General features: G+C 74.7%; 26 protein-coding genes. 17 read left to right on the top strand and 9 right to left on the bottom strand.

Features of this window, described 5'->3' with window-relative positions; all coding sequences use genetic code 11:
• The first annotated feature begins 105 nt into the window (after positions 1–105).
• Positions 106–543 carry a CoA-binding protein gene (locus ACFQ8T_RS14085; RefSeq protein ID WP_430547142.1) on the top strand — a complete coding sequence of 146 codons (438 nt, stop codon included), beginning with the start codon at positions 106–108 and terminating at the stop codon, positions 541–543.
• A gap of 9 nt (positions 544–552) precedes the next feature.
• On the opposite strand, the gene ACFQ8T_RS14080 is transcribed toward ACFQ8T_RS14085, so the two are convergent.
• Genes ACFQ8T_RS14080 through ACFQ8T_RS14070 form a run of 3 tightly spaced genes read right to left on the bottom strand, consistent with a single transcriptional unit; the run spans position 553 to position 3,508 of the window.
• The gene (locus ACFQ8T_RS14080; RefSeq protein WP_430547141.1) at positions 553–1,428 is read right to left on the bottom strand and encodes a putative F420-0 ABC transporter ATP-binding protein; all 876 of its coding nucleotides are present in this window, start codon (positions 1,426–1,428) and stop codon (positions 553–555) included.
• On the bottom strand, positions 1,425–2,498 hold the full coding sequence (locus ACFQ8T_RS14075; RefSeq protein WP_430547140.1) for a putative F420-0 ABC transporter permease subunit: 1,074 nt from the start codon (positions 2,496–2,498) through the stop codon (positions 1,425–1,427). Before ACFQ8T_RS14075 ends, ACFQ8T_RS14080 begins: the two co-directional genes overlap by 4 nt.
• Positions 2,495–3,508 (bottom strand): putative F420-0 ABC transporter substrate-binding protein, encoded by a 1,014-nt coding sequence (locus ACFQ8T_RS14070; protein WP_430547197.1) that lies wholly within the window; start codon positions 3,506–3,508, stop codon positions 2,495–2,497. The genes ACFQ8T_RS14075 and ACFQ8T_RS14070 overlap by 4 nt, the downstream gene beginning before the upstream one ends.
• A 192-nt stretch (positions 3,509–3,700) precedes the next feature.
• Here ACFQ8T_RS14070 and ACFQ8T_RS14065 point away from each other — a divergent pair, with 192 nt between their 5' ends.
• A complete protein-coding gene (locus ACFQ8T_RS14065; protein WP_430547139.1) occupies positions 3,701–4,465 on the top strand; it encodes a tyrosine-protein phosphatase in 765 nt (254 codons plus the stop codon).
• A gap of 19 nt (positions 4,466–4,484) precedes the next feature.
• Here the strand turns inward: ACFQ8T_RS14065 and ACFQ8T_RS14060 are convergent, their stop codons facing one another.
• On the bottom strand, positions 4,485–5,324 hold the full coding sequence (locus ACFQ8T_RS14060; RefSeq protein WP_430547138.1) for a class I SAM-dependent methyltransferase: 840 nt from the start codon (positions 5,322–5,324) through the stop codon (positions 4,485–4,487).
• A gap of 143 nt (positions 5,325–5,467) precedes the next feature.
• Between ACFQ8T_RS14060 and ACFQ8T_RS14055 the strand changes: the two genes are divergently transcribed.
• The 3 genes from ACFQ8T_RS14055 to ACFQ8T_RS14045 are packed head-to-tail and all read left to right on the top strand — an operon-like array spanning position 5,468 to position 8,342.
• On the top strand, positions 5,468–6,160 hold the full coding sequence (locus ACFQ8T_RS14055) for a winged helix-turn-helix transcriptional regulator (RefSeq protein WP_430547137.1): 693 nt from the start codon (positions 5,468–5,470) through the stop codon (positions 6,158–6,160).
• A gap of 30 nt (positions 6,161–6,190) precedes the next feature.
• A complete protein-coding gene (locus ACFQ8T_RS14050) occupies positions 6,191–6,742 on the top strand; it encodes a hypothetical protein (RefSeq protein ID WP_430547136.1) in 552 nt (183 codons plus the stop codon).
• 4 nt (positions 6,743–6,746) lie between these two features.
• Complete coding sequence (locus ACFQ8T_RS14045) at positions 6,747–8,342, top strand: molybdopterin-dependent oxidoreductase (RefSeq protein ID WP_430547135.1); 1,596 nt, start codon at positions 6,747–6,749, stop codon at positions 8,340–8,342.
• A gap of 10 nt (positions 8,343–8,352) precedes the next feature.
• Here ACFQ8T_RS14045 and ACFQ8T_RS14040 read toward each other — a convergent pair whose 3' ends face one another.
• Positions 8,353–8,790: a DoxX family protein gene (locus ACFQ8T_RS14040; RefSeq protein ID WP_430547134.1), complete on the bottom strand. Its 438-nt coding sequence runs from the start codon at positions 8,788–8,790 to the stop codon at positions 8,353–8,355.
• Between the two features lie 88 nt (positions 8,791–8,878).
• Between ACFQ8T_RS14040 and ACFQ8T_RS14035 the strand changes: the two genes are divergently transcribed.
• Positions 8,879–9,439 carry a TetR/AcrR family transcriptional regulator gene (locus tag ACFQ8T_RS14035; protein ID WP_430547133.1) on the top strand — a complete coding sequence of 187 codons (561 nt, stop codon included), beginning with the start codon at positions 8,879–8,881 and terminating at the stop codon, positions 9,437–9,439.
• A gap of 24 nt (positions 9,440–9,463) precedes the next feature.
• Here ACFQ8T_RS14035 and ACFQ8T_RS14030 read toward each other — a convergent pair whose 3' ends face one another.
• Together ACFQ8T_RS14030 and ACFQ8T_RS14025 are read right to left on the bottom strand one after the other, a co-directional pair.
• Positions 9,464–10,105: a LysE family translocator gene (locus ACFQ8T_RS14030; RefSeq protein ID WP_430547132.1), complete on the bottom strand. Its 642-nt coding sequence runs from the start codon at positions 10,103–10,105 to the stop codon at positions 9,464–9,466.
• A 31-nt stretch (positions 10,106–10,136) separates the two neighbouring features.
• A complete protein-coding gene (locus ACFQ8T_RS14025; protein WP_430547131.1) occupies positions 10,137–10,736 on the bottom strand; it encodes a YdcF family protein in 600 nt (199 codons plus the stop codon).
• An 84-nt stretch (positions 10,737–10,820) separates the two neighbouring features.
• Here ACFQ8T_RS14025 and ACFQ8T_RS14020 point away from each other — a divergent pair, with 84 nt between their 5' ends.
• Positions 10,821–11,384, top strand: a complete 564-nt coding sequence (locus ACFQ8T_RS14020; protein WP_430547130.1) for a GNAT family N-acetyltransferase — start codon at positions 10,821–10,823, stop codon at positions 11,382–11,384.
• Between the two features lie 332 nt (positions 11,385–11,716).
• Positions 11,717–12,040: an alpha/beta fold hydrolase gene (locus ACFQ8T_RS14015; RefSeq protein WP_430547129.1), complete on the top strand. Its 324-nt coding sequence runs from the start codon at positions 11,717–11,719 to the stop codon at positions 12,038–12,040.
• Between the two features lie 133 nt (positions 12,041–12,173).
• Here the strand turns inward: ACFQ8T_RS14015 and ACFQ8T_RS14010 are convergent, their stop codons facing one another.
• Both ACFQ8T_RS14010 and ACFQ8T_RS14005 read right to left on the bottom strand, forming a co-directional pair.
• Positions 12,174–12,926 (bottom strand): phosphotransferase family protein, encoded by a 753-nt coding sequence (locus ACFQ8T_RS14010; RefSeq protein ID WP_430547128.1) that lies wholly within the window; start codon positions 12,924–12,926, stop codon positions 12,174–12,176.
• A gap of 253 nt (positions 12,927–13,179) precedes the next feature.
• Positions 13,180–13,839 carry a maleylpyruvate isomerase N-terminal domain-containing protein gene (locus ACFQ8T_RS14005; RefSeq protein WP_430547196.1) on the bottom strand — a complete coding sequence of 220 codons (660 nt, stop codon included), beginning with the start codon at positions 13,837–13,839 and terminating at the stop codon, positions 13,180–13,182.
• Between the two features lie 503 nt (positions 13,840–14,342).
• On the opposite strand from ACFQ8T_RS14005, the gene ileS reads away from it, so the two are divergent.
• From ileS to ACFQ8T_RS13960, 9 genes are all read left to right on the top strand, one after another.
• A complete protein-coding gene (gene ileS, locus ACFQ8T_RS14000) occupies positions 14,343–17,672 on the top strand; it encodes an isoleucine--tRNA ligase (protein ID WP_430547127.1) in 3,330 nt (1,109 codons plus the stop codon).
• A gap of 143 nt (positions 17,673–17,815) precedes the next feature.
• Positions 17,816–18,292, top strand: coding sequence for a nitroreductase/quinone reductase family protein (locus ACFQ8T_RS13995; protein WP_430547126.1), 477 nt, complete (start codon positions 17,816–17,818; stop codon positions 18,290–18,292).
• A gap of 41 nt (positions 18,293–18,333) precedes the next feature.
• On the top strand, positions 18,334–19,770 hold the full coding sequence (locus ACFQ8T_RS13990) for a bifunctional folylpolyglutamate synthase/dihydrofolate synthase (protein ID WP_430547125.1): 1,437 nt from the start codon (positions 18,334–18,336) through the stop codon (positions 19,768–19,770).
• 141 nt (positions 19,771–19,911) lie between these two features.
• On the top strand, positions 19,912–20,907 hold the full coding sequence (gene dhaK, locus ACFQ8T_RS13985) for a dihydroxyacetone kinase subunit DhaK (protein ID WP_430547124.1): 996 nt from the start codon (positions 19,912–19,914) through the stop codon (positions 20,905–20,907).
• 41 nt (positions 20,908–20,948) lie between these two features.
• Positions 20,949–21,638, top strand: a complete 690-nt coding sequence (dhaL, locus tag ACFQ8T_RS13980; RefSeq protein WP_430547123.1) for a dihydroxyacetone kinase subunit DhaL — start codon at positions 20,949–20,951, stop codon at positions 21,636–21,638.
• Positions 21,635–22,342: a dihydroxyacetone kinase phosphoryl donor subunit DhaM gene (dhaM, locus tag ACFQ8T_RS13975; protein WP_430547122.1), complete on the top strand. Its 708-nt coding sequence runs from the start codon at positions 21,635–21,637 to the stop codon at positions 22,340–22,342. The genes dhaL and dhaM overlap by 4 nt, the downstream gene beginning before the upstream one ends.
• A gap of 57 nt (positions 22,343–22,399) precedes the next feature.
• Positions 22,400–23,008: a TetR/AcrR family transcriptional regulator gene (locus ACFQ8T_RS13970; protein WP_430547121.1), complete on the top strand. Its 609-nt coding sequence runs from the start codon at positions 22,400–22,402 to the stop codon at positions 23,006–23,008.
• A 95-nt stretch (positions 23,009–23,103) separates the two neighbouring features.
• Positions 23,104–24,783 (top strand): MDR family MFS transporter, encoded by a 1,680-nt coding sequence (locus ACFQ8T_RS13965; RefSeq protein WP_430547120.1) that lies wholly within the window; start codon positions 23,104–23,106, stop codon positions 24,781–24,783.
• Positions 24,780–25,223 (top strand): DUF4233 domain-containing protein, encoded by a 444-nt coding sequence (locus ACFQ8T_RS13960; protein ID WP_430547119.1) that lies wholly within the window; start codon positions 24,780–24,782, stop codon positions 25,221–25,223. Before ACFQ8T_RS13965 ends, ACFQ8T_RS13960 begins: the two co-directional genes overlap by 4 nt.
• Positions 25,224–25,253 lie beyond the last annotated feature (30 nt).

The following is a 25,253-nucleotide window of genomic DNA, read 5'->3' as shown; positions in this document are numbered from 1 at the left end:
CGCGGGACGGCGGCTCGGACGACCGTACCGACAGGAGGCGCACGCATGAGGATCAGGGACCCGCGGGACTGGAACAGGCCGATCGAGGTGCCGGTTGCACGAGGCATGAGCACGCCAGAGGCCACCGAGACCACCACCGACGTCGAGGCCACCATCGACCGCGTCCTCGACAAGACCAGCACCTGGGCCGTCGTCGGGCTGTCCACGAACGCGGCGCGGGCCGCCTACGGCGTCGCGGGGGTGCTGCAGCGCGCGGGCAAGCGGATCGTGCCCGTGCACCCGAGCGCCGAGACCGTGCACGGCGAGCAGGGCTACGCGAGCCTGGCCGACATCCCGTTCCCGGTGGACGTCGTGGACGTCTTCGTCCGCTCCGAGCTCGCCGGGGCCGTCGCCGACGAGGCGATCGCCATCGGTGCCAAGGCGGTCTGGTTCCAGCTCGACGTCATCGACGAGGACGCCGCCGCCCGCGTGCGCGCCGCCGGCCTCGACATGGTGATGGACCGCTGCCCGGCCATCGAGCTCGGGCGGCGGCCGCGGGACTGACCCGGCGGATCAGCCGGCCGGCTCGAACGTCAGCACCGGCCGCCCGGTGCGGGGGTGGGTGAGCACCTCGGTGCGCACGCCGTAGACGGGGTCGAGGACGTCGGGCACGAGGACGTCGCGCACGTCGCCGGCCGCGGCGACACGGCCGCCGGACAGCAGCACCACGTGGTCGCAGTGCTGGGCCGCGAGCTGCAGGTCGTGCAGGGCGGCGAGCACGGTGACGCCACGGTCGGCGAGCTCCCGCAGGATGCGCAGCGCGTCGAGCTGGGCGGCGATGTCGAGGTGGTTGGTCGGCTCGTCCAGCAGGATGAGCGCGGGCTCCTGGGCGAGGGCGCGCGCCATGTGCACGCGCTGGCGCTCGCCGCCGGAGAGGGTCGTGACCTCGCGGTCCGCGAGGTGGGCCGCCCCGACGGCGTCGAGGGCGCGGCGGGCGGCGGCGCGGTCGTCCGCGGAGTCCCCGGCCAGCAGGGAGCGGTGCGGGATGCGGCCGAGCAGGACGGCGTCGAGCACGGTGACGGGCAGGTCGGTGGACGCCTCCTGCTCGACGAGTGCGAGCGTCCGCGCGCGACGGCGCCGCGGCAGGGCGAGCAGGTCGGCGCCCGCGAAGGCGACGCGGGCACCGCTGCCCGAGCCGCCCTCCGACGGCGCCTGCACCCCGGCGAGGACGCGCAGCAGCGTCGACTTGCCCGACCCGTTGGGGCCGAGCAGCCCGGTCACCGCGCCCGCGGGGGCGGTGACGTCCACGCCGTCGAGGATCAGCCGTCCGGACGCCGACCAGGAGACGCGGGCGGCGTCCAGGCGGTCGGCTGCCGGCCCCCTGGTCCTCCGCGAGGTGCCCCGGGCGGGGGTGTCGGCGCGTGACTCGGCGCGGGTCTCGGTGGTCATGCGACCCTCCGTCCGCGCCACAGCAGCAGGGCGAACACCGGCGCGCCGATCGCGGCGGTGACGATGCCGACGGGCACCTCGCGCGGGGCGAAGACGGTGCGCGCCAGGGTGTCCGCCCACACCAGGAACGACGCCCCGCACAGCGCGGACAGCGGCAGCAGCAGGCGGTGCCGCGCGCCGGTCAGCAGCCGCACGGCGTGCGGCAGGATCAGCCCGACGAACCCGATCGACCCGCTCTGGGAGACCAGCGCGCCGGTGAGCAGCGCGACGCCCACCAGCAGCAGCCACCGCACGCGCGCGACGGGCACTCCGAGCGCGGCGGCGGCCGTGTCGCCGAAGGTGAACGCGTCGAGGATCGAGCCGGTCGAGGCGAGCAGGGCGCCCAGCACCAGGACGGCGACGCCCGTGATCGCGACCGACGTCCACGTCGCCCCGGCCACCGACCCCATGAGCCACGACAGGATCTCGCGGTACGAGTCACCGGTCGCGGACCAGAAGATGACGAAGCTGGTCGCCGCGGCCGCGAGCTGGCTCACCGCGAGCCCGGCCAGCACCGTGCGGGTCGGCGTGATCGTGCCGATCGCCCCGGCGAGCCCGAGGGCGGCGGCGAGCGCCGCGACGGCCCCGCCGAACGCCGCGACCGGCAGCAGCACGGTGAGCCCGGCGACGAGCACGAGCACGGCGCCCAGCGACGCGCCGGACGACAGCCCCAGCAGGTAGGGGTCGGCCAGCGGGTTTCGGGTCAGGGACTGCATGACGACGCCGCACACCGCGAGCCCGGCCCCGACCGCCGCGGCGGTCAGCACGCGCGGCAGCCGCAGCTCCCAGACCATGCCGTCGGGCAGCGCGTCGAGCGGCTCGAGGCCCAGCGCGCCGCCGAGCCCGACGTGCGTCGCGATCGAGCGCCACACGTCCGCGACCGACAGGTCGGCCGGCCCGACCGTCACCGCCACCAGCACGGTCGCGACCAGCACCACCACGGACGCCGGCAGCCACCAGGCGGCGCCGCGGCGGCCCGTCGTCGCTGCGGCCGTCGCGGGTGGCCCGACCGGCCGGGCCGTCGCCGTCACGGCTCGAGCCCGTCCAGCCCGTCGAGCTGCGCGGACAGGTCGACGACGGCGTCGACGTTGCGCACGCCGGCCTCCGACGCGGGGAACGGCACCGTGAGGTAGCGGCCCTCGCGCACGGCGGTCATGCGCGCGGTGGCCGGGTTCGACTCGAGACGCTCGATCTTCTGGTCCGCGCTGTTCCAGGTCGCGTCGACGAGCACGATGACGTCCGGGTCCGCCTCGATCGCCTGCTCCCACGAGAACGACGTCCAGGTGTCGTGCACGTCGGCCGCGACGTTCTTCAGCCCGACGGCGTCCATGATCATCTGCGGCGCGCCGATGCCGGCCCCGACGTAGGGGATGTCGTCGCCCGAGGAGTACCAGAGCGCGGTGAGGCCCCGGTCGTCGGGGGCGACGGCCGCGAGCGCGTCCTTCTGCGTGGCGACCAGGTCGTCGGCGGCGTCGGCGGCGTCGAAGACCTCGCCGACCTCGTCGATCTCGGCGAAGACGTCGTCGAAGGTGAGCGGGTCCGGCATGTACTCCGGCGCCTTGCAGGCGGCGGGGGAGACGTACGTCGCGACGCCGAGCTTCGCCAGCGTGGCGCGGTCGCCCGCGCCGTCGGCGGTGAGGTTGGACTCCCAGCCGGCGTAGACGAGGTCGGGCTCCAGGCCGAGCACGGCCTCCGCGCCGGGCGCCTGCTCGGCCATGGGCGCGGCGACGGCGGGCACGTCGGCGGCGGCGTCGGCCAGCGAGTCCGGCACGGGCCCGTCGAGGAACGCCGAGCCGACGATGCGGTCGCCGAGGCCGAGCGCGAGCAGCATCTCCGTGGTGCTCGACTTGATCGTCACGACGCGCTGCGGCGCGGCGTCGACCGTGGTCTCGACGCCGCAGTTGTCGAGCGTCAGGGGGTAGGCGGTGCCGTCCGAGGACCCGCCGGACGAGGCGGCCGCCGACGGCGCGGCGTCGGCGGGATCCTGCGCGCAGCCCGCGAGGACGGCGACGGACAGGGCGAGCAGGGCGGCGCCGGGCATGGCGGCGCGGGGGAGGCGGGGCACGAGAAAGCTCCAGGGGTCGTCGTCGGTGGTGTCGTCCGACGGCGCGCCATCTCGCGCCGGTGGAACCGCGGCCCACAGCCCGGGTCGCGCCGACGGGCCAGAGTCGTGCCCGTGATCCGGCGTCGAGCCTAGTACGCCCCGCCGACCCCGTGTGGTTGCCTGGCGTCCGTGACCGTCCCGACCCGTACCTCGCCCGCGGAAGCGGCCCCCGCGCCGACCGGTCCCGACCCCCGCGCGGTGCGCTGGGGCGCGCTGCCGAACGCGCGCGACCTGGGCGGCCTGCCCACCGTCGACGGCGGCCGCACCCGCGCCGGGCGCCTCTACCGGACGTCGCGGCTCGACGCGGCGGGCCCCGACGGTCTCGCGGCGATGGCCGACGCCGGCGTCCGCACCGTCGTCGACCTGCGCAACGCGGCCGAGATCGTGCCGCTGGACCTGCCGCCGTCGGTGACGCGCCACCACCGCCCGGTCGAGGACCCCGACGACGCCGCGTTCATGGCCGCCTGGGCGCCGCACCTCGACACCCCGCGCTACTACGCGACCGTGCTCGAGCGCTGGCCCGACCTCGTCGCCGACGTCTTCCGCACCATCGCCGCCGCCCCCGACGGGGCCGTCGTCTACCACTGCGCGGGCGGGCGCGACCGGACCGGCATGATCACCGCGCTCCTGCTGACCCTCGTCGGCGTCCCCCGCCCGGTCGTCGTCGACGACTACCTGGTGGCCGTGCGCGCGAACAACGACCGGGCCGTCACCGAGCCGGGGTGGGGCGAGCCGCACCGCGGGCCGGACGAGCTCGTGGCCTGGTGCGACGCCGTCGCCGCCGCCCTCGGGGAGTTCCTCGACGGCGTGGACCCGGAGCGCTACCTGCGCGCGCACGGCGTGACGGACGCGGAGCTCGACCGCGTCCGCCGCCGCCTCCTCGACGCGGGCTGAGCGGCGGGCGAGGGCGGGCTCACGCCCGCGTCGCGCGCACCAGGAGGTAGTCCCAGACCATCGTGCCGTCGTCGCGCAGGTGCCGGTCGCCGAGCGCGGCGAGGGCGTCGTCGAGCTCCGCGGCGCGCGCGTCGTCGTCCCCGAGGTGCCGATAGGTGGCGATCGTCGGGCCGTACGTGGCCTTGAAGAAGTCGCGGAACGCGGCGCCGTCGGCGAACCGGTCGACGACGAGCCCGCGCACCTCGGCCCGGACGTCGGTGACGCGGTCGCCCAGGAGCACCCGCACGTGCTCCTCGGTGCCCCACAGCGGCGGCGGGAGCGCGCCGGGCGGGGGCGGGGGCGCGTACGGCCTGAGGGTCGCGAACATCTCGCCGATGAACCCGGTCGGCGTCCAGGCGACGTTCCCGATCGTGCCGCCGGGCCGGGTCACGCGGGCCAGCTCGCTCGCCGCGAGCTGGTGGAACGGCGCGAACATCACGCCCACGCACGACAGGGTCACGTCGAACGCGCCGTCGTCGAACGGGAGCGCGTGCGCGTCGGCCGGCTCCCACCGCAGCGTGGCGCCCTGGTCCGCGGCGCGCCGGCGACCCGCCGCGAGCAGCTCGGGGGAGAGGTCGGAGGCGACGACGTCGGCGCCCGCCAGCGCGGCGGGGATCGACGCGTTGCCGGAGCCGGCCGCCACGTCGAGCACCCGGTCGCCGGGCCCGACGTCGCACGCCTCCACGAGGACGGCCCCCAGCGAGGGGATGACCTGGTCCGCGACCGCGGGGTAGTCGCCGGACTCCCAGACGGCGCGGTGCTTGGTGCGGACCGTCTCGAGCAGGTCGACGGCGACGGTCCGGGAATCGGTGGTGCTCATGAGGGGCTCCTTCACTCCTGCGGGCTGTGCTGACCCCTTCACGCTCCGCCGAGCGCCGCCGCCGGTCCAGTGCCGGATCTGGACCGGGCGAAGTCCTGGATCTGTACTGGCGGCGTCCCGCCCGGCGGGCGTTCACTGGGGGGATGGCGGGCTACGGCCAGTTCTGCCCCGTCGCGAAGGCGATGGAGGTGCTCGACGAGCGGTGGACGCTGCTCGTCGTGCGGGAGCTGCTGCTCGGCAGCACCCGGTTCAACGAGCTGCGGCGCGGCAACCCGAAGATGTCGCCCACGCTGCTGTCCAAGCGGCTGCGGACGCTGGAGCGCGCGGGGATCGTGCGCCGTGCCGGCGCCGAGGGGCACGTCCGTTACCTCCTCACCCCCGCGGGCGAGGAGCTGCGGCCGCTCGTCGAGGCGCTCGGAGCCTGGGGCACGCGATGGGTCGGCGGGCTCGGGGAGGCCGACCTCGACCCGCACCTGCTGCTGTGGGACATGCGCCGCACGATCGACGTCGACGCGTGGCCCCGCGAGCGCACCGTCCTGGCGATCGTGCTCACCGACGTGGCCCCCCGGGTGTCCCGGTGGTGGATCGTCGTCCGCGACGGCCAGGTCGAGGTGTGCGACTACGACCCCGGCTACGACGCGGCGGTGGTCGTGACGACGCCGCTGCGGGCCCTCACCCGGCTGTGGCGGGGCGACGTGACCTGGGCGAGCGCGCTGCGCTCGCGCGAGGTGGTGCTGGAGGGCCCGGAGGGCTTGCGGCGCCGGGTGCCGCGGTGGCTGGGTCAGTCGGTGTTCGCGCACGTGCCCCGGCCGGATCCTGCTCCCGCGAGGGCGTGACGGCGGTCGGTGGCGCTAGCCTTCGACGGCATGACGACTCCCCGGGTCCAGGACGCCATCTCGTGGCGGCGGCCGCGCCGGCGGCGGCGCGGGGCCCGGGAGAGCGCCGGCGCGGCGACGGGCCTCGTGCGGGCCGCCGTGGACCTCGCGCTGTCGATCGCGAACGGGAACGCGCCCGCGGGCGACGTGTCGAGCCTCGGCGACGAGCCGCCGCGGGTGCCGCGCGACCCGGCCGAGCCCGTCGCCGAGCTGCCGTGCGTCGTCGTCGGCGGTACCGCGGCCTGGCTCCCCGCCGGCACGGAGGGCGCGCACCTGTGGGCCGCGCGGTCACGGACGTGGGTCGAGCTGCCCGGCGAGGCGGCCGACGTCGAGCTGGACCGCTCGACCCTGGCGCTCCGCTCGCTCGCCCTCGCACCGGGCCACGACGGGCCGTGGACGCTGGACGCGCCCTGCACCGCGACGCTCGCCACCCCCGGGACGGAGCTCGTCGTCGAGGGGTCGTGGCTCGCGGTCGCGTGGCTCGGGCACCTCGCCGGCTGGCCCGACCCGGGTGCCCCCGTCGAGCCCGCGGTGGGACGCTGAGGGCATGAGCCACGAGGCGCCGTGGGACGTCGAGTCCGCGGTCCCGGCCGAGCCGAGGCCGCGGGACGGGTGGTGGTCGGCGCTCGCGGGGGTGGTCGCGACGGCGGCGGGGCTGGCCGTGGCGGAGCTGGTCGCGGCGTTCGTCGACCCGTCGTCGAGCCCGGTCGTGGCTGTCGGCGGCGCGGTGGTCGACGGCGTCCCCGGCTGGCTGAAGGACCTCGCGGTGTCCTGGTTCGGCACGGCGGACAAGGCGGTGCTGCTCGCGACGATGGGCGTGGTCTCCCTGGCGGGCGCGGCGCTCGCGGGCGTCCTCGAGCGGCGGCGCCCGCCGTGGGGCGCCGTCCTGCTCGGCGCCGTGGGCGTGGTGGCCGCCGTCGTGGCCGCGGGTCGCCCCGGGGCCAACATCGCGTGGGCTCTGCCGAGCCTGCTCGGCGTGGTGGCCGCGATCGCCCTGCTCAGCGCCCTGCTGCGCCGGGTCGAGTCGTGGTTCGCCGAGGGCGAGCGGCCCGGCGCCGACCGGCGGTACGCGATCGACCGGCGCCGCTTCCTGCAGTGGACCGGCGTCACCGCGGCGGGCGCCGTCGTCGTGCTCGGCGTCTCGCGCGTGGTCTCCGCGGGCGGCCGCGCGGTGACGGCGGCGCGCGAGGCGATCCGCCTGCCGCGGCCGGCGACGACGGCGGCCGCGGTGCCCGCGGGCGCGGACCTCGGCGTCGAGGGCGCGGCCCCGTACGTCACGCCGAACCCGGAGTTCTACCGCATCGACACGGCCCTGGTCGTGCCGCAGGTGGACCCGGACGACTGGTCGCTCACCGTGACCGGCCTCGTGGACGAGCCGTTCACGATCACCTGGGACGAGCTGCTCGCCCTGCCGCTCGAGGAGCACCACGTCACCCTGGCGTGCGTCTCCAACGAGGTGGGCGGCGACCTCATCGGCAACGCGCTGTGGCTCGGCTACCCCGTCCGGGAGCTGCTGGCCCGGGCGAAGCCGCAGGGGGGCGCGGACATGGTGCTCTCCCGCAGCACCGACGGCTTCACCGCGGGCACACCGCTGGAGGTGCTGCAGGAGGCCGACCGCGACTGCCTCGTCGCGGTCGGCATGAACGGCGAGCCGCTGCCCACCGAGCACGGCTTCCCCGCCCGCCTCGTGGTGCCCGGGCTGTACGGGTACGTGTCGGCCACCAAGTGGGTCACCGAGCTCAAGGTCACCCGGTTCGCCGACGAGCAGGGCTACTGGACGCCGCGCGGCTGGTCGGCGCTGGGCCCGATCAAGCTGTCCTCGCGCATCGACGTCCCGCGCCCGGGGGACGACCTGCCCGCCGGCGCGGTGACGCTCGCGGGCGTGGCCTGGGCGCAGCACACCGGCATCGAGAGGGTCGAGGTGCGGGTCGACGACGGCGACTGGGTCGCGGCCGACCTCGCCGACACCGTCGGCGCGGACACGTGGCGCCAGTGGCGGCTGGAGTGGGACGCGACGCCCGGCGACCACCTCGTCGCGGTCCGCGCGACGGACGCCGACGGGAACCTCCAGGTCGAGGCGGAGGCCCCGCCCGCGCCCGACGGCGCGACCGGCTGGCACACGATCGAGCTGACGATCGCCTGATGCGACCGGATCACCCCGCGAACGCGGCGACGAGGCACGCGGCGACGAAGACGACCTGGAGCGCGGTCCGCGCGGGCAGCGGCATGGTGCGCAGGCCCGTGGAGGCTCGGGCCGCGTGCACGTTGGCCGGGAACATCGCCACGAACAACAGCGCGAGGCAGATCCCCGCCGCCGGCCGGGTGGCCGGCAGCAGGAGCCCGGCGGCGCCGACGATCTCGAGCACCCCCGTGACGGTCACGAGGAGCGCGGGTCGCGGGAGCCGCGGCGGCACCATGGCGACGAGCGCCGCGCGCCGGGGTTGCGCGAAGTGAGCGCTCGCGGTGACGAGCAGCATGGCCACGAGGCCGGCCGTCACGGCGGCCGGCCAGGTGCCCAGCGGGTCGATCGCGAGGGCGCCGAGGCCGCGTGCCTCGAGGGTGACGGTGACGAGGACGACGAGGGGTGCCATGGCGCTCTCCCGGATCGGCTACGGTGGATCTTGACAGTGACAAGTTAGGTCCGCGGTGCGGACTAGTCAATGGCTAGATGGAGGTCTGATGGCGGACGCGTACCACCACGGCGACCTGCGGTCGGTCGTGCTTCGCCACGCGGCCGACCAGATCGCGCACGACGGCGTGGACCGGGTCTCGCTGCGTGGTCTGGCGCAGCGGTCCGGGGTGTCGCACGCGGCGCCGGCGCACCACTTCGGTGACCGGCAGGGCCTGTTCACCGCGCTCGCGACCGAGGGCTTCGACCTGCTGGCGGAGGAGCTCGAGACAGTCGGCGACGACCTGCGGGACGTGGCCGTGGCCTACGTCCGGTTCGCGCTCACCCGGCCGGGGCACTTCGCCGTGATGTTCCGGTCCGACCTGGTCCGGGCCGACGACCCGGGGCTGACGAGCGCCCGCCGGCGGTCCGGGCAGGCGTTGCGCGACGGGGTCGGGCGGCTGGAGGGCGTCGCCGACCCCGCGGCCGCGCAGCTGGCGGCGTGGTCGGTCGTGCACGGCTTCGCCTCGCTGTGGCGGGAGGGGGCCTTCACGGGCTCCGACCTGCTCGACGCGTCGGCCGACCCGGAGGCGGCCGCACGACGCATCGTCGACGGGCTGGCGTTCATCTGATGCCGTCCTGCGTGCGCGGGGACGTCAGACGCGGGCGCCGACCGCGAGGTGCGCGCCGAACAGGACGAGCACGCCGCCGGTGACGCGGTCCACCCACCGCACGGCGCCGGAGCGGCGCAGCCGGGCCCCGAACCACCCCGCCCCGAGGACCACGAGCGACAGCCAGGCCGTGCCGAGCACGCAGTGCACCAGGGCGAGCAGGAGGCCCATGAGCAGCGGGTTGACGCCGTCGGGCACGAACTGGGGGATCGCGGCGACGTAGAAGACGCCGACCTTCGGGTTCATGAGGTTGGTGCTGAGCCCCAGGCCGAAGTCGCGCCAGCGGCCGCCGGTCGGCAGCGGCGCGTCCACCTCGGCGGCACCGTCGCGCGGCTCGCGGACGGAGCGCCAGAGCATCGACGCCCCCATCCACACCATGTACGCCGCGCCCGCCAGGGTGAGCACGCGGTACGCCGTCTGGCTGGCGGCGAGCAGGGCCGCCGCGCCGCCCGCGGCGGCGGCACCCCACACGAGGGTGCCGACCTGGATGCCGCCCAGCGCCGCAAAGCCGTGCGAGCGCGAGCGGGTCACGGTGCTGCGTAGCACGAGCGCCGTGTCGAGGCCGGGGACGAGGGTCAGGAGCCCCGCGACGAGCGCGAAGGCGAGCAGCGCCTGGAGGACGGTCACGGCGTCACGATACGACCCGGGCGGCGCGGCGTCACCGCCGGCGCAGGTCGCGCCGGACGCCCCGCAGCGTCCACAGCCCGTACGCGGCGAGGGCGGGCTTGAGCAGCAGCCACTCGCCCCAGCGGTGGTCGGCGCCGCGCGTCAGGCGACCGACCAGGTCGGGGCGCTGGCGCGCGACGTACACGCGCGCCTTCAGCGCGTGCGCCGGCTGCGAGACGATCGTGATGCGGTCGGCGTCCTCGACGAGCGGCAGCACCCGGACGACGTTCTCCCGGGTGGTCCTGCTCTCCTCCTCGAGCGCGAGCGGACCGTCGTAGCCGAGCACGCCGACGGCGTGGTCGGCCAGGACCCGGGCCTCCGAGCGCCCGGACGTCGTCGCACCCCCGCTGAGCACGAGCCGCACGCGTGCCGCCGGGTCGATCGACCGCAGGCCCGCGCGCACCCGCCAGCGGTTGACGACGTTCGCCGCCGGACCGGGGTTGCGGAACCCCAGGACGACGACGGCCTGCGTCGGCCCGGCGGCGTCGGCCACGAGGGTGCGCGACCAGCGCCGGTTCAGCCACTCGCTCCAGGCCAGCACGGCGGCCAGCCCGGTGACCCCGGCCAGGGCGACGATCGGTCCGCGGCGCATGCGAGGGACTGTAGACGTGACGTCCGCCGCGGCGGACGCGGGAAAACCGGAGACACCACGGCGGGTCGGTGCCACCATCGGCGCATGCTGATCCGCCGCGAGCTCCCGGCCGACGCCGCCGCCGTCCGCGCCGTCACCGCCGCCGCCTTCGCGGGCGCGCCGTACTCGGCGCCGCCCGTCGAACCGGACGGCGCGCCCGGGGAGGCGACGCTCGTCGGCCTCCTGCGGGCCGACCCGTGCTGGATCCCGGAGCTCGCGTTCGTCGCCTGCACGGGGGGCGACGTCGTCGGGCACGTCGTGTGCACGCGGGCCCGGGTGGGCGATGCGCCGGCCCTCGTGCTCGGGCCGCTGAGCGTGCACCCCGAGCAGCAGGGGAGCGGCGTCGGCTCTGCGCTGGTGCACACGGTGCTGGGCGCCGCCGACGCGCTGGGGGAGCCGCTCGTCGTCCTCGTCGGTGATCCGGCGTACTACTCCCGTTTCGGGTTCGTGCCCGCCCCGGAGCTGGGCGTCGAGCCGGACGACCCTGCACTGGCGAGGTTCTTCCAGGTGCGGCCGCTCGCCGCGTACGAGCCGTCCCTGCGCGGGCGCTTCGAGAGTCCCGCGCCGTTCGCCGTGCTCGAGGCCATGGCGGCCCGCCACGGCGTGTGAGCCCGGCGCCGCGGATCGCTACCATGCGCTGGTGCCCGATCTCGTCATCTTCCTGGCCGGCGCCGGAGAGCCCGCGTCGGTGTGGGACGCCCAGCGTGACCTGCTCGGTCCGGTGCGGTCGGTGGCGTTCGGGGCCCTGGACCTCGCGACGCCCTTCGTGTTCGACGAGGCCGTCGCGTCCCTACACCGCCACGTCAGGGAGACCGAAGCGCGATCGGTGACCGTGGTCGGTCTGTCGATCGGGGCGATGATCGCCGCCCGGTACGCCTCCCTGCACCCCGTCGCGTCGCTCGTGCTCTCCGGCGGCCAGGTCAGGCCGCCCCGGGGTGATGATGGGGGTCCAGCGACTGGTGCTCGGTGCCGTCCCGGAGCGTCACCTGGGCCTGCCGGACGGGATGTCGAAGAAGGACCTGCTCGACATCCTGGGCGTCCGCGTCGACCTGACACCCGACCTGTCCCGGATCGCCGCGCCGACGGTCGTGCTGTGCGGGAGCAAGGACAGACCCAACCTTCCGGCGGCGCACCGGTTCGCCGGAGCCATCGGCGGATCGCGGCTGCAGATCGTCGACGGCGGTGGTCACCAGCTCGCCACGGACCGTCCCGCCGCGTTCGCCGAGGCCGTCCGGCTCGCGATCGGTCTGGCGGCGCGGCGATGATCACCAGCCGAGAGCGGGGTCCACGGAGCTGATGGCCTTGCCCGTCGTCCGGGCGTACTCGATCTCGCGCCGGGTCGAGGCGCCGACGTAGCCTCCGACGCTCACCACCCGGGGCGCTCGACGTCCACGGTCCTCAAGACTCCCGCATCCGGGCTCGGAGCACGTCGAGCTCGGCTCCCGGCGCGTCCGGGTCGAAGCCGTGCTCGATCAGCCAGCGCGACGCCGCCAGGCTGCGCAGCGACCACCACGCGCGGATCACGGCCCGGTCCGCGCCGGGGCCGTAGCCGGCCAGCACGTCGTCCAGGCGTTCCTCGTGCCCGAGCGTCAGGATGGCGAGGTCGAACATCGCGTCGCCGGGCGCGGCCTCGGACCAGTCGATGACGCCGGTGACCTCGTCGCCGTCGACGAACACGTGCGTGAGCTGGAGGTCGCCGTGGACGAACACCGGCGTCCACGGCCGCAGCGCGGCCTCGGCGATCGCGCGGTTCTTCCGGACCACCTCGGCGGGCACGACGTCGTGGGCGAGCAGCCACGCGCACTCGCGGTCGAGCTCCGCCGCCACGTCGTCGAGGCTGCGTCCCGGCCACGGCGGCACCGGCGCGTCGTGCAGCCGCCGGACGGCCGCACCCGCCGCCGCCCACGCCGCCGGCGACTGCGGCGACGGCTCGCCGAGGACGCCGAGCGCCTCGCCCGGCACGGCGGCGATCGCGAGGACGGGCGGCTCGCGCCACAGAACCTTTGGGGTCGGGACCGGCGCCAGGGCCATCGCCCGCGCCTCGCGCTCGGCGTGCGCCGGGTCGCCGTCGATCTTCAGGAACACGTCGCCCACGCGCAGCGTCGCCCGCTGGCTGTGGGCGACGACGACCTCGACCTTCGCCTCGTCCATGCCCGCCATCATCGCGAGAGCCGCCACGATCGCGCCCGGGCTTTTCGGGGCCGGTACCTGTGCGGGCCCGGCACCGCCTGGTCGACCCTGCGGCTGCGCCGTGGACCGCAGGACTCGCTCGTCGTCGTCGGCATGCGTGGCGTGTCGCCCGCGCGTCGAGCGCGCGGGGCGGCCGCGTCAGAAGCGGTCGGTCTTGAACCGGTCGATGGGTCCGACATCGTGCGGCACTGGGGCCCGGACAGTGGGGCCGGACTCACAGCACGCGCAGCGCCCCGACGTCGTCTCGCTCACGGCGGCTGAGGGCGCGCAGGACGGCGAGCCCACCATGCCGCTCAGCACCGGCGGCGACGAGCAGGTCGATCGCGACCGCCGTCGCCCCCTCGGGCGCGTGCGCGTCCACGCCGACGCTGAGGGCGAGGTCGTCGGTGTGCACGGCCAGCTCGACGCACCGGGTGCGCAGGTACTCGTCGAGGAGCATCTCCTCACCCGGCCGGTGCAGGATCGCCACGCGGCGACCGGCAGGCTCGTGCGGGAGCCGGGCGCGCAGGCGGTCGAGTGCCGCCGCGGTGTCACTCGCCACGGCGACAGCGCCCGCCGCCGCGGACTCCTCGCTGCGCGCGCGCACACCACGATTGAGCGCCGAACCCGGATCCCGGGCGTCCACGATGCGCGCGTAGTAGGTCACCGCGGTCGTGGGTTCGAGACCTTGGTCGAGCGGCCCGTCGAGGAACCACTCCACCTGCAACACGCTGCGCGCAAGATGGCCGGCGAGCGCGCCGACCGTCATGCCCTCCAAGATCGACCCGTCACCCCACGCGTCCGCCACATGCGGGTCCCGGAGCAGGGCAGCGGCCCTCGTGGCGGCCTCGAGATACAGAGCACGGAGGGCGTCCGGGCTGGTCAGAGGGCTCATGGCACCGAGTGTGGCATGGCACGAACCGAGCGTGAGCGGACGTCCACGGACTGCACCAGCCTGGTCGTGCGGCGGGCCGACCCGATTCTCGGACATGGCCCAGGCCCGCAGTCACGGTGCATCTCGACAGTCGTGGACGCGTCGACCGGCGAGGTCCTGGAGCGCATCGCCGTCGACCGTGCCGGCTGACGAGGCCGGGATCGGGCCACGGGGCGGTGTCGCCACGATCGCACTTGCGCGGCTGGCTACCATGGACGCACAGGCATCGACCCGGCCATCACCGGTGAGCCTCCGGAAGAACAGGGCGCACACGCACCCCTAGTAGAACCGGACGGGTAGGCCCGTCACAGCCGTGAACGAGCGGCGGACGTCAGCACGATTCGGCGTCCGCAAGCGGGGTGGTACCGCGGGACCCGCGCCCTTCGGGGCGGGGGCGTCGTCCTCGCACAGCAGCACCGACGTCGTACCACCGACCGCCAGCTCGTTCGCACAGGAGCCCACCCATGGCCTATCCGCAGCACCGCTCGTCCGACCCCTCGTCGCAGGCAGACCGACAGGGCGCCGCCTTCGGCATCGCCGGCGTCCCGGCGTCCCCGGAGCTGCCGGCGATCGAGCGCGAGGTCCTGGACTTCTGGGCCGCCGACGACACGTTCCGCGCGTCGGTCGCGAAGAACCCGGCGGGGGAGAACGGCTCCAACGAGTTCGTCTTCTACGACGGCCCGCCGTTCGCCAACGGCCTGCCCCACTACGGGCACCTCCTCACCGGGTACGCCAAGGACGTCGTCCCGCGCTACCAGACGATGCGCGGCAAGCACGTGGAGCGCCGGTTCGGCTGGGACACGCACGGCCTGCCCGCCGAGCTCGAGGCGATGAGCCAGCTCGGCATCAAGACCAAGGACGAGATCCTCGAGCTCGGCATCGAGAAGTTCAACGCCGCCTGCCGCTCGTCGGTGCTGAAGTACACGTCCGAGTGGCGCGACTACGTCACCCGGCAGGCGCGCTGGGTCGACTTCGACCACGACTACAAGACGCTCAACGTCACCTACATGGAGTCGGTGCTGTGGGGCTTCAAGAAGCTCTACGACGCCGGCCTGGTGTACGAGGACTTCCGCGTGCTGCCGTACTGCTGGAACGACCAGACGCCCTTGAGCAACCACGAGCTGCGCATGGACGACGACGTCTACCAGACGCGCCAGGACCCGGCCGTGACCGTCGGCTTCGACGTCGCGACCGTGCCCGCCGGACAGGACGTCGTGCGCCCGGGGGACAAGCTCCTCGTCTGGACGACCACGCCCTGGACGCTTCCCTCCAACCTGCTCGTCATGGTCGGCGAGGACATCGACTACGCCGTGGTGGAGTCGTCCTTCACCGGGTCGCCGCAGCGGTACGTGCTCGCCGAGGCCCGCGTCGACGCGTACGCGCGCGAGCTCACGGACGAGGACGAGGACGCCCCGCGCGTCGTCGGGCGCCTCACCGGCCGCGAGCTGCTCCAGACCTCCTACGTGCCGCCGTTCTCCTACTACGAGGGCCGCGAGCGCGCGCACCGCGTGGTCGAGGCGGACTTCGTCACGACGACGGACGGCACCGGCCTGGTGCACAGCGCCGGCGCGTTCGGCGAGGACGACAAGGTGGTCTGCGACCGCGAGGGCGTCGCCTCCGTGATGCCCGTGGGCGCCGACGGCAAGTTCACGCACCCGGTCGACGAGTACGCCGGACTGCAGGTCTTCGACGCGAACCTCCCGATCATCGACCACCTCAAGGCGCGCACCCGCGGGGAGGTCGACGCCGGGTCCGTCACCGCCGGCACGGTGCTGCTGCGCCGCGAGTCGTACGCCCACTCCTACCCGCACTGCTGGCGCTGCCGGCAGCCGCTGATGTACATGGGCGTCTCGTCGTGGTTCGTCGAGGTGACGAAGTTCAAGGAGCGCATGGTGGAGCTCAACCAGGAGATCTCCTGGACGCCCGAGCACATCAAGGACGGCCAGTTCGGCAAGTGGCTCGCGAACGCCCGCGACTGGTCGCTCAGCCGCAACCGCTTCTGGGGCTCCCCGGTGCCGGTGTGGAAGAGCGACGACCCGGCGTACCCCCGCCTCGACGTGTACGGCTCGCTCGAGGAGATCGAGCGCGACTTCGGCCGCCTGCCGCTCGGCCCCGACGGCGAGCCCGACCTGCACCGCCCGTTCGTCGACGAGCTCACCCGCCCCAACCCCGACGACCCGACGGGGAAGTCCACGATGCGCCGCGTCGAGGACGTCATGGACGTGTGGATGGACTCCGGCTCCATGCCGTACGCGCAGGTGCACTACCCGTTCGAGAACGCGGACTGGTTCGAGCACCACTACCCGGGCGACTTCATCGTCGAGTACATCGGCCAGACCCGCGGCTGGTTCTACCTGCTGCACGTGCTCGCCACGGCGCTGTTCGACCGGCCGGCGTTCCGCACCGCCGTCTCGCACGGCATCGTGCTGGGCTCCGACGGGCGCAAGATGAGCAAGTCGCTGCGCAACTACCCGGACGTCTCCGAGGTCTTCGACCGCGACGGCTCCGACGCGATGCGCTGGTTCCTCATGGCCAGCCCGATCCTGCGCGGCGGCAACCTCGTCGTCACGGAGGAGGGCATCCGCGACTCCGTGCGCCAGGTGCTGCTGCCGCTGTGGAGCACGTACTACTTCTTCACCCTGTACGCGAACAGCGCCGCGGACGGCGCGGGCTACACGGCGAAGCCCGTCACGGCCGAGCGCGTCCCCGGCCTGCCCGCCCTCGACCGGTACCTGCTGGCCCGCACCCACGACCTGGTCGCGACGGTCACCTCGCAGCTCGACGCCTACGACATCTCCGGCGCCTGCGAGTCCGTGCGTGAGCACCTCGACGTCCTGACCAACTGGTACGTGCGCACCCAGCGCGACCGGTTCTGGGCGGAGGACGCCGACGCCTTCGACACGCTGTACACGGCGCTCGAGACGCTGACCCGCGTCATGGCGCCGCTGGCGCCGCTCCTCACCGAGGAGGTCTGGCGAGGCCTCACCGGCGGCCGCTCCGTGCACCTCACGGACTGGCCTGCGGTGGCCGACAGCGGGGACGTCGTCGTGGACGCCGCCCTCGTGCGCGACGACGAGCTCGTCGCGGCGATGGACGAGGTGCGCGCCGTCGTGTCCAGCGCGCTCGCGCTGCGCAAGGCCCACCAGCTGCGCGTGCGGCAGCCGCTGGCCCGCCTCACGGTGGCCGTCCCCGACCCCGCGGCGCTCGCGGACTACGTGGGCCTCCTGACGTCGGAGCTCAACGTCAAGGCGGTCGACCTCGTCGCGGCGGACGCCGACGCGTCGGAGCGGTTCGGCATCACCGAGCGGCTCGCGGTCAACGCCCGGGCCGCGGGCCCGCGCCTGGGCCGTGGCGTCCAGGCCGTGATCAAGGCGGCGAAGGCGGGCGCGTGGCGCCGCGACGAGGACGGCGCCGTCGTCGTCACGACCGACACCGGCGACGAGCCGCTGCGCGAGGCGGAGTACGAGCTGACCACCGTGGTGGGCGACGCGGCCGGGGAGCACGTCGCCGCGTCCGTGCTGCCCGGCGGCGGGTTCGTCGTCCTCGACCTCGCGCTGGACGACGCGCTGCGCGCCGAGGGCTACGCCCGCGACGTCATCCGCGACGTGCAGGACGCCCGCAAGGCCGCGGGGCTCGAGGTGAGCGACCGCATCGCGCTGGAGCTCGACGTCCCGGCCGAGCACGTCGCCGCGGTGGAGTCGCACCGCGACCTCATCGCGCGCGAGACCCTCGCCCTCGACGTCGTCCTGGCGGCGGGAGACGGCGAGCGCGTCGTCCGGGTCGCCAAGCGCTGACCCGCCTGCCGAGCGTCTCCGTCGGTCAGGATTCACCCGCGGATTCCTGACCGGCGGAGACGCCCGGGCCTGGGCTGCCCCCGTGCGGCCGACTACGCTGGTGCTCCCCGGCGCGTCGGCGCCGACCCCTGCGAGGAGTCCGCATGGCTGCGACACCCGCCCGCGAGAAGCGCCCCTTCGTCCCGCCGCGCTGGTTCGTCCGGTCGGCGTGGGCGGTCCAGCGCGCCGGCTACCGGATCAGCGGCGGGCGGTGGCCGCTGCGCCGGCCCGCCCCCGGCGGCAAGTTCGGCATGCTGCGCCTGCGCGTCGTGGGACGCCGCAGCGGCCAGGAGCGCGCCGTGATCCTCGGGTACGTCGAGGACGACGGCCGGTACGTCACTCTCGCGATGAACGGCTGGGGCGACCCGCCGCCGGCGTGGTGGCTCAACCTGCGGGCGCACCCGGACGCCGAGGTGGACACGGTCGACGGGCCGCGCACCGTGCGCGCGACGGCGGCGCAGGGCGAGGAGCGCGACCGGCTGTGGGCGCTCGTCGGCCGCCACCAGGGCTGGGGCGAGATCGACCGGTTCGCCGCGCACCGCGCCGGGGAGACCCCGGTCGTGGTGCTCGCCCCGCGCTGACCGGCCGTCGTCGACGGGCGCGCACCGCCTATCCTTCGGGGGTGACCCCCGACGCTGAGAACAAGCCCTCGTCCGCCGCGCGCAAGGCCCGTACGGCCGAGCGCCAGGCCGCCCGCGCGGCGGCGGAGGACGCCGTGGCGCAGGAGTCGCTGCGCGAGGTCTACGCGGAGATCATGTCGCGGGCGCCGGAGCACGACATCGACCCGACGCTCGACCGCGTCCGGCGGGTGCTCGAGCTCCTCGGCGACCCGCAGCAGGCGTTCCGCGCCATCCACCTCACGGGCACGAACGGCAAGTCGTCGACGGCGCGCATGACCGAGCGCCTGGTGCGCGAGCACGGGCTGCGCACCGGCCTGTTCACCTCGCCCCACCTCACGAGCGTCACGGAGCGCATCCAGGTGGACGGCGAGCCGCTCGGCGCCGCGCGGTTCGTCGAGGTGTGGGAGGACGTCGCGCCGTACATCGGCGTCGTCGACCGCGAGTCGCAGGAGGCGGGCGGCCCGCGTCTCAGCTTCTTCGAGGTGCTCACCGTCATGGCGATCGCCGCCTTCGCGGACGCCCCGGTCGACGTCGCGGTGGTCGAGGTCGGCATGGGCGGTCGGTGGGACTCCACCAACGTCGTGGACGGCGAGGTCGCGGTGCTCACCCCGGTCGGCATCGACCACGAGCGCTGGCTCGGCTCCACGCTGGCCGAGATCGCCACGGAGAAGTCCGGCATCGTCAAGGAGGGCGCCACGGTCGTCAGCGCCGAGCAGGACGTCGTCGTCGACGAGATCCTGCGCGAGCGGGCGGCGGAGGTCTCGGCGCACCTGCTGCGCGAGGGCGTGGAGCTCGAGGTCGCCGGGCGGCGGGTGGCCGTCGGCGGGCAGCTCGTCGACCTGCGCACCCCCGCCGGCCTGTACACCGAGGTCCTGGTGCCCCTGCACGGCGCGTACCAGGCTCACAACGCGCTCCTCGCGCTCGCCGCGGTGGAGGCGCTGCTCGGCGGCCGGGCCCTGGACGGCGGGGTGGTCGAGACGGCGTTCGCCGACGTCGTCGTGCCGGGGCGCCTCGAGGTGGTGCGCTCCAGCCCGACCGTGCTGGTGGACGCGGCGCACAACCCGCACGGGGCGCAGGCCCTCGTCGACGCGCTCGAGGAGGAGTTCGACCTCCCGCGCCTGGTCGGCGTCGTCGCCGTGATGGCGGACAAGGACGTCGAAGGGCTGCTCGCGACCCTGGAGCCGGCGCTCACCGAGCTCGTCCTCACGAAGAACTCGTCGGCCCGCTCGGCCGACCCCGAGGACCTGCTCGAGGTGGCCCAGGAGATCTTCGGCGAGGACCGGGTCCGCACGGCCGCACGCCTCGACGAGGCGCTGCAGGTGGCGGCCGACCTCGCCGAGAGCGGCGACCAGGTGGGCGTCGGCACCGGCCGCGGCGTGCTCGTCACCGGCTCGGTGATCACGGTCGCCGACGCGCGGATCCTGCTCGGCCGCGGCTGACGCGCCCGTCCGGGACGTCGGGAGGGCGCACGCACGATCACCCGCCGACACCCCGCGGGGGTGCTGCGTGGCGTGGCGCCCGGGTGTTGGATGGGGGCAGGCCGCCTCGGTGCAGGGCGGTGCCAGGCGAGGAGGCACGACATGAAGAAGCTGCTCGACGACCCCGCGGACGCGGTGACCGACTCGCTCGCGGGATTCGGGCTCGCCCATGCCGACCTGGTCGAGGTGCACGACGAGCCCGTGTACGTGTCGCGGGCCGGCGGGCCCGTGCCGGGCAAGGTGGGGCTGGTCAGCGGCGGCGGCTCCGGGCACGAGCCGCTGCACGCCGGGTTCGTCGGCGACGGGATGCTCGACGCGGCGGTGCCGGGCGCGGTGTTCACGTCGCCCACGCCGGACCAGATCGTGCCGGCGATCCTGGGCGCGGACTCGGGCGCCGGCGTCGTGGCGATCGTCAAGAACTACACGGGCGACGTGCTCAACTTCGAGACGGCCGTGGAGCTCGTCGAGGCGGAGGGGTCGCAGGTGACGACGATCCTCGTCAACGACGACGTCGCCGTCGAGGACTCCCTGTACACGGCCGGCCGCCGCGGCGTCGCCGGCACCGTCTGCGTGGAGAAGATCGCGGGCGCCGCCGCCACGCGCGGCGACGACCTCGGCGCGGTCACCGAGGTCGCCGGGCGCGTCGTGGCGAACGTGCGCACCATGGGCGTCGCGCTCACGGCGTGCACGGTGCCGCACGTCGGCAAGCCGTCGTTCGACCTGCCCGACGACGAGGTCGAGATCGGCATCGGCATCCACGGCGAGCCCGGCCGGCACCGCATCCCCTTCGCGGGCGCCACGGAGATCACGCGCAGCCTGCTCGACCCGGTCGCCGACGACCTGCGCCTGACCGACGGCGACGACGTGCTGCTGTTCGTCAACGGGATGGGCGGCACGCCGCTGTCCGAGCTGTACGTCGTCTATGGTCGAGCGCGCGGGCTGCTCGAGGAGCGCGGTGTCACCGTCTCCCGGTCGCTCGTGGGCAACTACGTGACGTCGCTGGAGATGCAGGGTGCGTCGATCACGGTGCTGCGGCTGGACGACGAGCTGCGGGAGCTGTGGGACGCGCCGGTGCGCACGGCGGCGTTGCACTGGTGACGGGCGTCGCGGGGCGCCCCGAGGCGAGGAGGCGTGCGGTCATGGGGCTCGACGTGGCATGGGCGGAGCGTTGGGTGCGGCGCACCGCCGACGTCGTGGCGGGGTCGAAGGACGAGCTCACGGAGCTCGACCGGCAGATCGGGGACGGCGACCACGGGGAGAACCTGCACCGCGGGTTCCAGGCCGTGGTCGCGAAGCTGGACGAGCCCGGGGCCGCGGAGCGCACGGAGGTCGGCGACGTCCTCATGCTCGTGGCCACCACCCTCATGTCGAAGGTCGGCGGCGCCTCCGGCCCGCTGTACGGGACGGCGTTCCTGCGGGCGGCGAAGCGGTCGGCCCGCCCCAGCGTCGACGGGTCCGGCGTCGTCGTCCTGCTCGACGCCGCGCTCGAGGGCGTGACGTCGCGCGGCAAGGCGCAGGTGGGGGAGAAGACGATGGTCGACGCCCTCGCCCCCGCGGTCGAGGCGGCCACCGCCGCCGCGGACGCCGGCCAGGAGCCGGTCGAGGTGCTGCGGGCGGCCGCCGACGCGGCCGACGCCGGCGCGACGGGCACGATCCCGCTCGTGGCGACCAAGGGCCGCGCGTCCTACCTGGGGGAGCGGAGCGCCGGCCACGAGGACCCGGGCGCCCGCTCGACGGCGCTGGTGCTGCGCGCGGCGCTCGACGCGGCGCTCGAGGCCACGCCTGATGCCATGGCGGGCGAGGGCGAGGCGGAGGCGGTCGGGGAGTGAGCGTCGGGCTGCTGCTCGTCTCCCACTCGGCACGCCTCGCCGAGGGGACCGTCGAGCTGGCCCGCGAGATGGCGCCGGACGTGGTCCTGGAGAGCGGGGCGGGCGACGGCGAGGGAGGCCTGGGCACGTCGTTGGAGGTCGTGCAGGACGCCCTCGGGCGCGCGCTGCCGCGCGTCGACGGCATCGTCGTGCTGGCCGACCTGGGCTCCGCCGTGCTGACCGTCGAGACGGCGCTCGAGCTCGACGAGGACCTGGCCGGCCGGGTGCGCCTCGCCGACGCGCCGTTCGTCGAGGGCGCCGTCGCCGCGGCGGTGGCGTCGCAGCAGGGCGCCGGGCTGGACGCGGTGCTGGCCGCCGCCGAGGGGGCGGGGGCGCCCACGCCGCCCGCCGCCCCTGCACCTGCCAAGGCTCCCGCCGATCCGTCGGTCGAGCCTGTCGAGACCACCGCGACGGCCAGCGCCCGCGTCGTGATCCGCAACCCGCTGGGCCTGCACGCCCGCCCGGCCGCGGTGGTGGCGCGGGCCGCGGCGGCGTTCGGCGGGCCGGTCACCCTCCAGGGCGTCGACGCGACGAGCGTGCTGCAGCTCATGGCGCTCGGCACCGCCGCGGGCACCGAGGTCGAGGTGTCCGCGCACGGGGCGGACGCGCGCGACGCCGTGGCGACCGTCGTCGGGCTCATCGAGGGCGGCTTCGGCGAGGTGTGACCACGCTCACAGGACATTGCACTTGGTGCAATATTGCAGTGGGTGCATGATTGTCCGGTGACCCCTCCCGCCGGCGACCTCGGACTGCGTGAGCGCAAGAAGCGCGCCCGCACGGACGCGATCGTCGACGCCGCCCAGCGCCTCGTGCTCGAGCGCGGCCTGGACGCCGTGACGGTGGAGGAGATCGCCGAGGCGGCCCAGATCTCGCCCCGCACGTTCTTCAACTACTTCGAGTCGAAGGACGACGCGGTGCTCGGTCAGGGCTCGTTCGAGCTGAGCGCCGAGACCCGCGAGGCGTTCGCGGCCGGGGGCCCCACCGGGCGTCTGGTGGCGGACCTCGAGGTGCTCGTCCGGTCGTTGCTCTCCGCGTTCGCCGGCCCCGGCAAGCACCAGGGCGAGCAGGTGATGGAGATCCTGCAGCTCGAGCCGCGCCTGCTCGGCCGTCACTTCGCGTGGTTCGAGCGGCACAAGACCCAGGTCGTCGCGCTGTTCGAGCGGCGGCACGAGGCGGCACCCCTGCCGGCCGACCCCGAGATGTGCGCCATGGTCGTCTTCGTCGTCACGCGGGCGGCGATGGACGACTGGGCGCGCACCGGCCACGAGGGCGACGTGGGCGACCACGTGCCGCACGTCGTCGGCCAGCTCGCCGCCGTCCTCACCTCCTGAGCGCCGGGCACCCCCGCCCGCACGCCCTCCCCCCGAGCACCCCAGCCCCCGTCACTACCCCGGCGCCCCCGCGCGCCACCGATCCGAGGTGTCCCATGAGCAGTGCCCCTGCTGCCGCGCCGGACAAGCCCGTCGTCGTCCTGACGCAGCGCACCGTCTGGCTGATCTTCGGCGCCCTGATGGCGTCGATGTTCCTGTCCTCCCTCGACCAGACGATCGTCGGCACCGCGATGCCCACGATCGTCGGCGAGCTCAACGGCGTCGAGCACCAGGGGTGGGTCGTCACCGCCTACATCCTGGCCGTCGCCATCGGCATGCCCCTGTACGGCAAGTTCGGCGACCTCATGGGACGGCGCTGGCCGTTCCTCGTCGCGATCGGGCTGTTCACGCTCGCGTCCGTGGGCGCCGCGCTGTCGCAGAACATGATCGAGCTCGTCCTGTGGCGCGCCCTCCAGGGCCTCGGCGGCGGCGGGCTGATGATCCTGTCGCAGTCGATCATCGCCGACATCGTGCCCGCCTCGGAGCGCGGCAAGTACATGGGCCCGCTCGGCGCCCTGTTCGGCATCTCGGCCGTCCTCGGCCCGCTCCTGGGCGGCTGGCTCACCGAGGGCCCCGGTTGGCGCTGGACCTTCTGGATCAACCTGCCCGTCGGCGTCGCCGCATTCGTCGTCGCCTGGTTCGCGCTCAGGCTGCCCTCGCACCGCTCGTCGCGCCCGGTCGACTGGGGCGGCATCGTCACGATGGCCGTGGCCACCACGGGCATCGTGCTCGTCACCAGCTGGGAGTCGCTGTCGTCGTCCGGCTACGACTGGACCGACTGGCGCCTGTCCGGGCTGCTCGTGCTGACGCTCGCGGCGGTGGCCGCGTTCATCCTCGTCGAGACGCGCGTCGCCGAGCCGCTGATCCCGCTGCGGCTGTTCAAGAACCGCACGTTCACCATCACGACGCTGATCGGGCTCGTGCTGGGCATGGGCATGTTCTCCGCGATGGCGATGATCCCGACGTTCCTGCAGATGTCCACGGGCGCCGGCGTCACCGAGTCGGGCTGGCTGATGCTCCCGATGATGGCCGGCATGATGCTCACCTCCATCGTCTCGGGTATCGCGATCTCCAAGACGGGGAAGTACAAGGCCTACCCGGTGGCCGGCCTGATCGTGGTCGCCCTGGCGATGGTCTGGCTGACCGGACTCACCGGCGACATGTCGATGTGGACCTTCGGCGCGATGATCTTCACGCTCGGCGCCGGCATGGGCCTCGTGATGCAGACCGTCGTGCTGGCGGTGCAGAACGCCGTCGACCCGCACGAGCTGGGCACGGCCACGAGCTCCAACAACTTCTTCCGCGAGATCGGCGCGGCCGTGGGCTCCGCCCTGTTCACGACGATCTTCACGACCCGCCTCACCGACAACCTCACCGAGGTCTTCGCCGGGGCGCCCGCCGGGGCAGGCGGCGCGGGGGAGTCGAGCCTCACGCCGGGCGTCGTGCAGTCGCTGCCCGAGCCGCTCAAGTCGGGCATCATCGACGCCTACGCCGACGCCCTCGCGCCGTCGTTCTGGTACCTCGTGCCGCTCGTCCTCGTCGGCCTCGTGCTGGCGTTCTTCCTGCCCGTGATCAAGCTGTCCGACGTCGCCGGCATGGTGGCGCGCGGCGAGGCCGTCGCGGACCCGGCCAAGGCCGGGGCGCTCGACGAGCTGCCGGTCGCCGACGGCGTGTCGGAGGTCTCCGACGACGACGGTCCCGGCACCCGCGAGCGCGCGGATATCGTGGGGTCGTGAGCAAGAAGGACGACCGTCCCCGCCCGGGGGACCGCATCAAGCCCCGCAAGCCCGCCAAGGTGCAGTTCACGTCGATGATGCTGCAGCTGGAGGCGTTCGTGGTGCTGTTCGCCGGCGTCGCCCTCTACGGGCTGCGTAACACCGGCTACGAGCGCGGCCCCCTGGTGATCGACTCGCCGCTCGCCCTGTGGCTCGTGATCGGCGTGCTGTTCGTCGTGCTCCTGGTGATGTCCCGCATGGTCGGGACGCCGATGGGGTACTACGCGGGGACGGTCGTGCAGGTGCCCGTGCTGGCGATGGGCCTGCTGCTGCCGATGATGTTCGTCGTCGGTGTGGTGTTCGTCGCGATGTGGGTCGTCTCGCTGCGCCTGGGCGGCCGCATCGACCGCGAGCGCGCTCAGTACGACGCCGAGCACCCGGAGACGGCGCCGAACCTCTGACCGGACCAGCGTTTCACCAAGCGATCTGTC

It is taken from the genome of Isoptericola sp. NPDC056618, from assembly GCF_042792715.1.
Classification (GTDB): Bacteria; Actinomycetota; Actinomycetes; order Actinomycetales; family Cellulomonadaceae; genus Isoptericola; species Isoptericola nanjingensis.
Note: the sequence above shows the minus strand (reverse complement) of the source record. Positions and strands in the feature narration are given on the sequence as shown.

Coding starts and splice junctions, on each gene's coding strand:
- ACFQ8T_RS14085 (WP_430547142.1), top strand. CDS start 106: ATGAGCACGCCAGAGGCCACCGAGACCACCACCGACGTCGAGGCCACC.
- ACFQ8T_RS14080 (WP_430547141.1), bottom strand. CDS start 1,428: ATGACCACCGAGACCCGCGCCGAGTCACGCGCCGACACCCCCGCCCGG.
- ACFQ8T_RS14070 (WP_430547197.1), bottom strand. CDS start 3,508: ATGCCCGGCGCCGCCCTGCTCGCCCTGTCCGTCGCCGTCCTCGCGGGC.
- ACFQ8T_RS14060 (WP_430547138.1), bottom strand. CDS start 5,324: ATGAGCACCACCGATTCCCGGACCGTCGCCGTCGACCTGCTCGAGACG.
- ACFQ8T_RS14055 (WP_430547137.1), top strand. CDS start 5,468: ATGGCGGGCTACGGCCAGTTCTGCCCCGTCGCGAAGGCGATGGAGGTG.
- ACFQ8T_RS14050 (WP_430547136.1), top strand. CDS start 6,191: ATGACGACTCCCCGGGTCCAGGACGCCATCTCGTGGCGGCGGCCGCGC.
- ACFQ8T_RS14045 (WP_430547135.1), top strand. CDS start 6,747: ATGAGCCACGAGGCGCCGTGGGACGTCGAGTCCGCGGTCCCGGCCGAG.
- ACFQ8T_RS14040 (WP_430547134.1), bottom strand. CDS start 8,790: ATGGCACCCCTCGTCGTCCTCGTCACCGTCACCCTCGAGGCACGCGGC.
- ACFQ8T_RS14035 (WP_430547133.1), top strand. CDS start 8,879: ATGGCGGACGCGTACCACCACGGCGACCTGCGGTCGGTCGTGCTTCGC.
- ACFQ8T_RS14025 (WP_430547131.1), bottom strand. CDS start 10,736: ATGCGCCGCGGACCGATCGTCGCCCTGGCCGGGGTCACCGGGCTGGCC.
- ACFQ8T_RS14020 (WP_430547130.1), top strand. CDS start 10,821: ATGCTGATCCGCCGCGAGCTCCCGGCCGACGCCGCCGCCGTCCGCGCC.
- ACFQ8T_RS14015 (WP_430547129.1), top strand. CDS start 11,717: ATGGGGGTCCAGCGACTGGTGCTCGGTGCCGTCCCGGAGCGTCACCTG.
- ACFQ8T_RS14010 (WP_430547128.1), bottom strand. CDS start 12,926: ATGGACGAGGCGAAGGTCGAGGTCGTCGTCGCCCACAGCCAGCGGGCG.
- ACFQ8T_RS14005 (WP_430547196.1), bottom strand. CDS start 13,839: ATGAGCCCTCTGACCAGCCCGGACGCCCTCCGTGCTCTGTATCTCGAG.
- ileS (WP_430547127.1), top strand. CDS start 14,343: ATGGCCTATCCGCAGCACCGCTCGTCCGACCCCTCGTCGCAGGCAGAC.
- ACFQ8T_RS13995 (WP_430547126.1), top strand. CDS start 17,816: ATGGCTGCGACACCCGCCCGCGAGAAGCGCCCCTTCGTCCCGCCGCGC.
- dhaK (WP_430547124.1), top strand. CDS start 19,912: ATGAAGAAGCTGCTCGACGACCCCGCGGACGCGGTGACCGACTCGCTC.
- dhaL (WP_430547123.1), top strand. CDS start 20,949: ATGGGGCTCGACGTGGCATGGGCGGAGCGTTGGGTGCGGCGCACCGCC.
- ACFQ8T_RS13965 (WP_430547120.1), top strand. CDS start 23,104: ATGAGCAGTGCCCCTGCTGCCGCGCCGGACAAGCCCGTCGTCGTCCTG.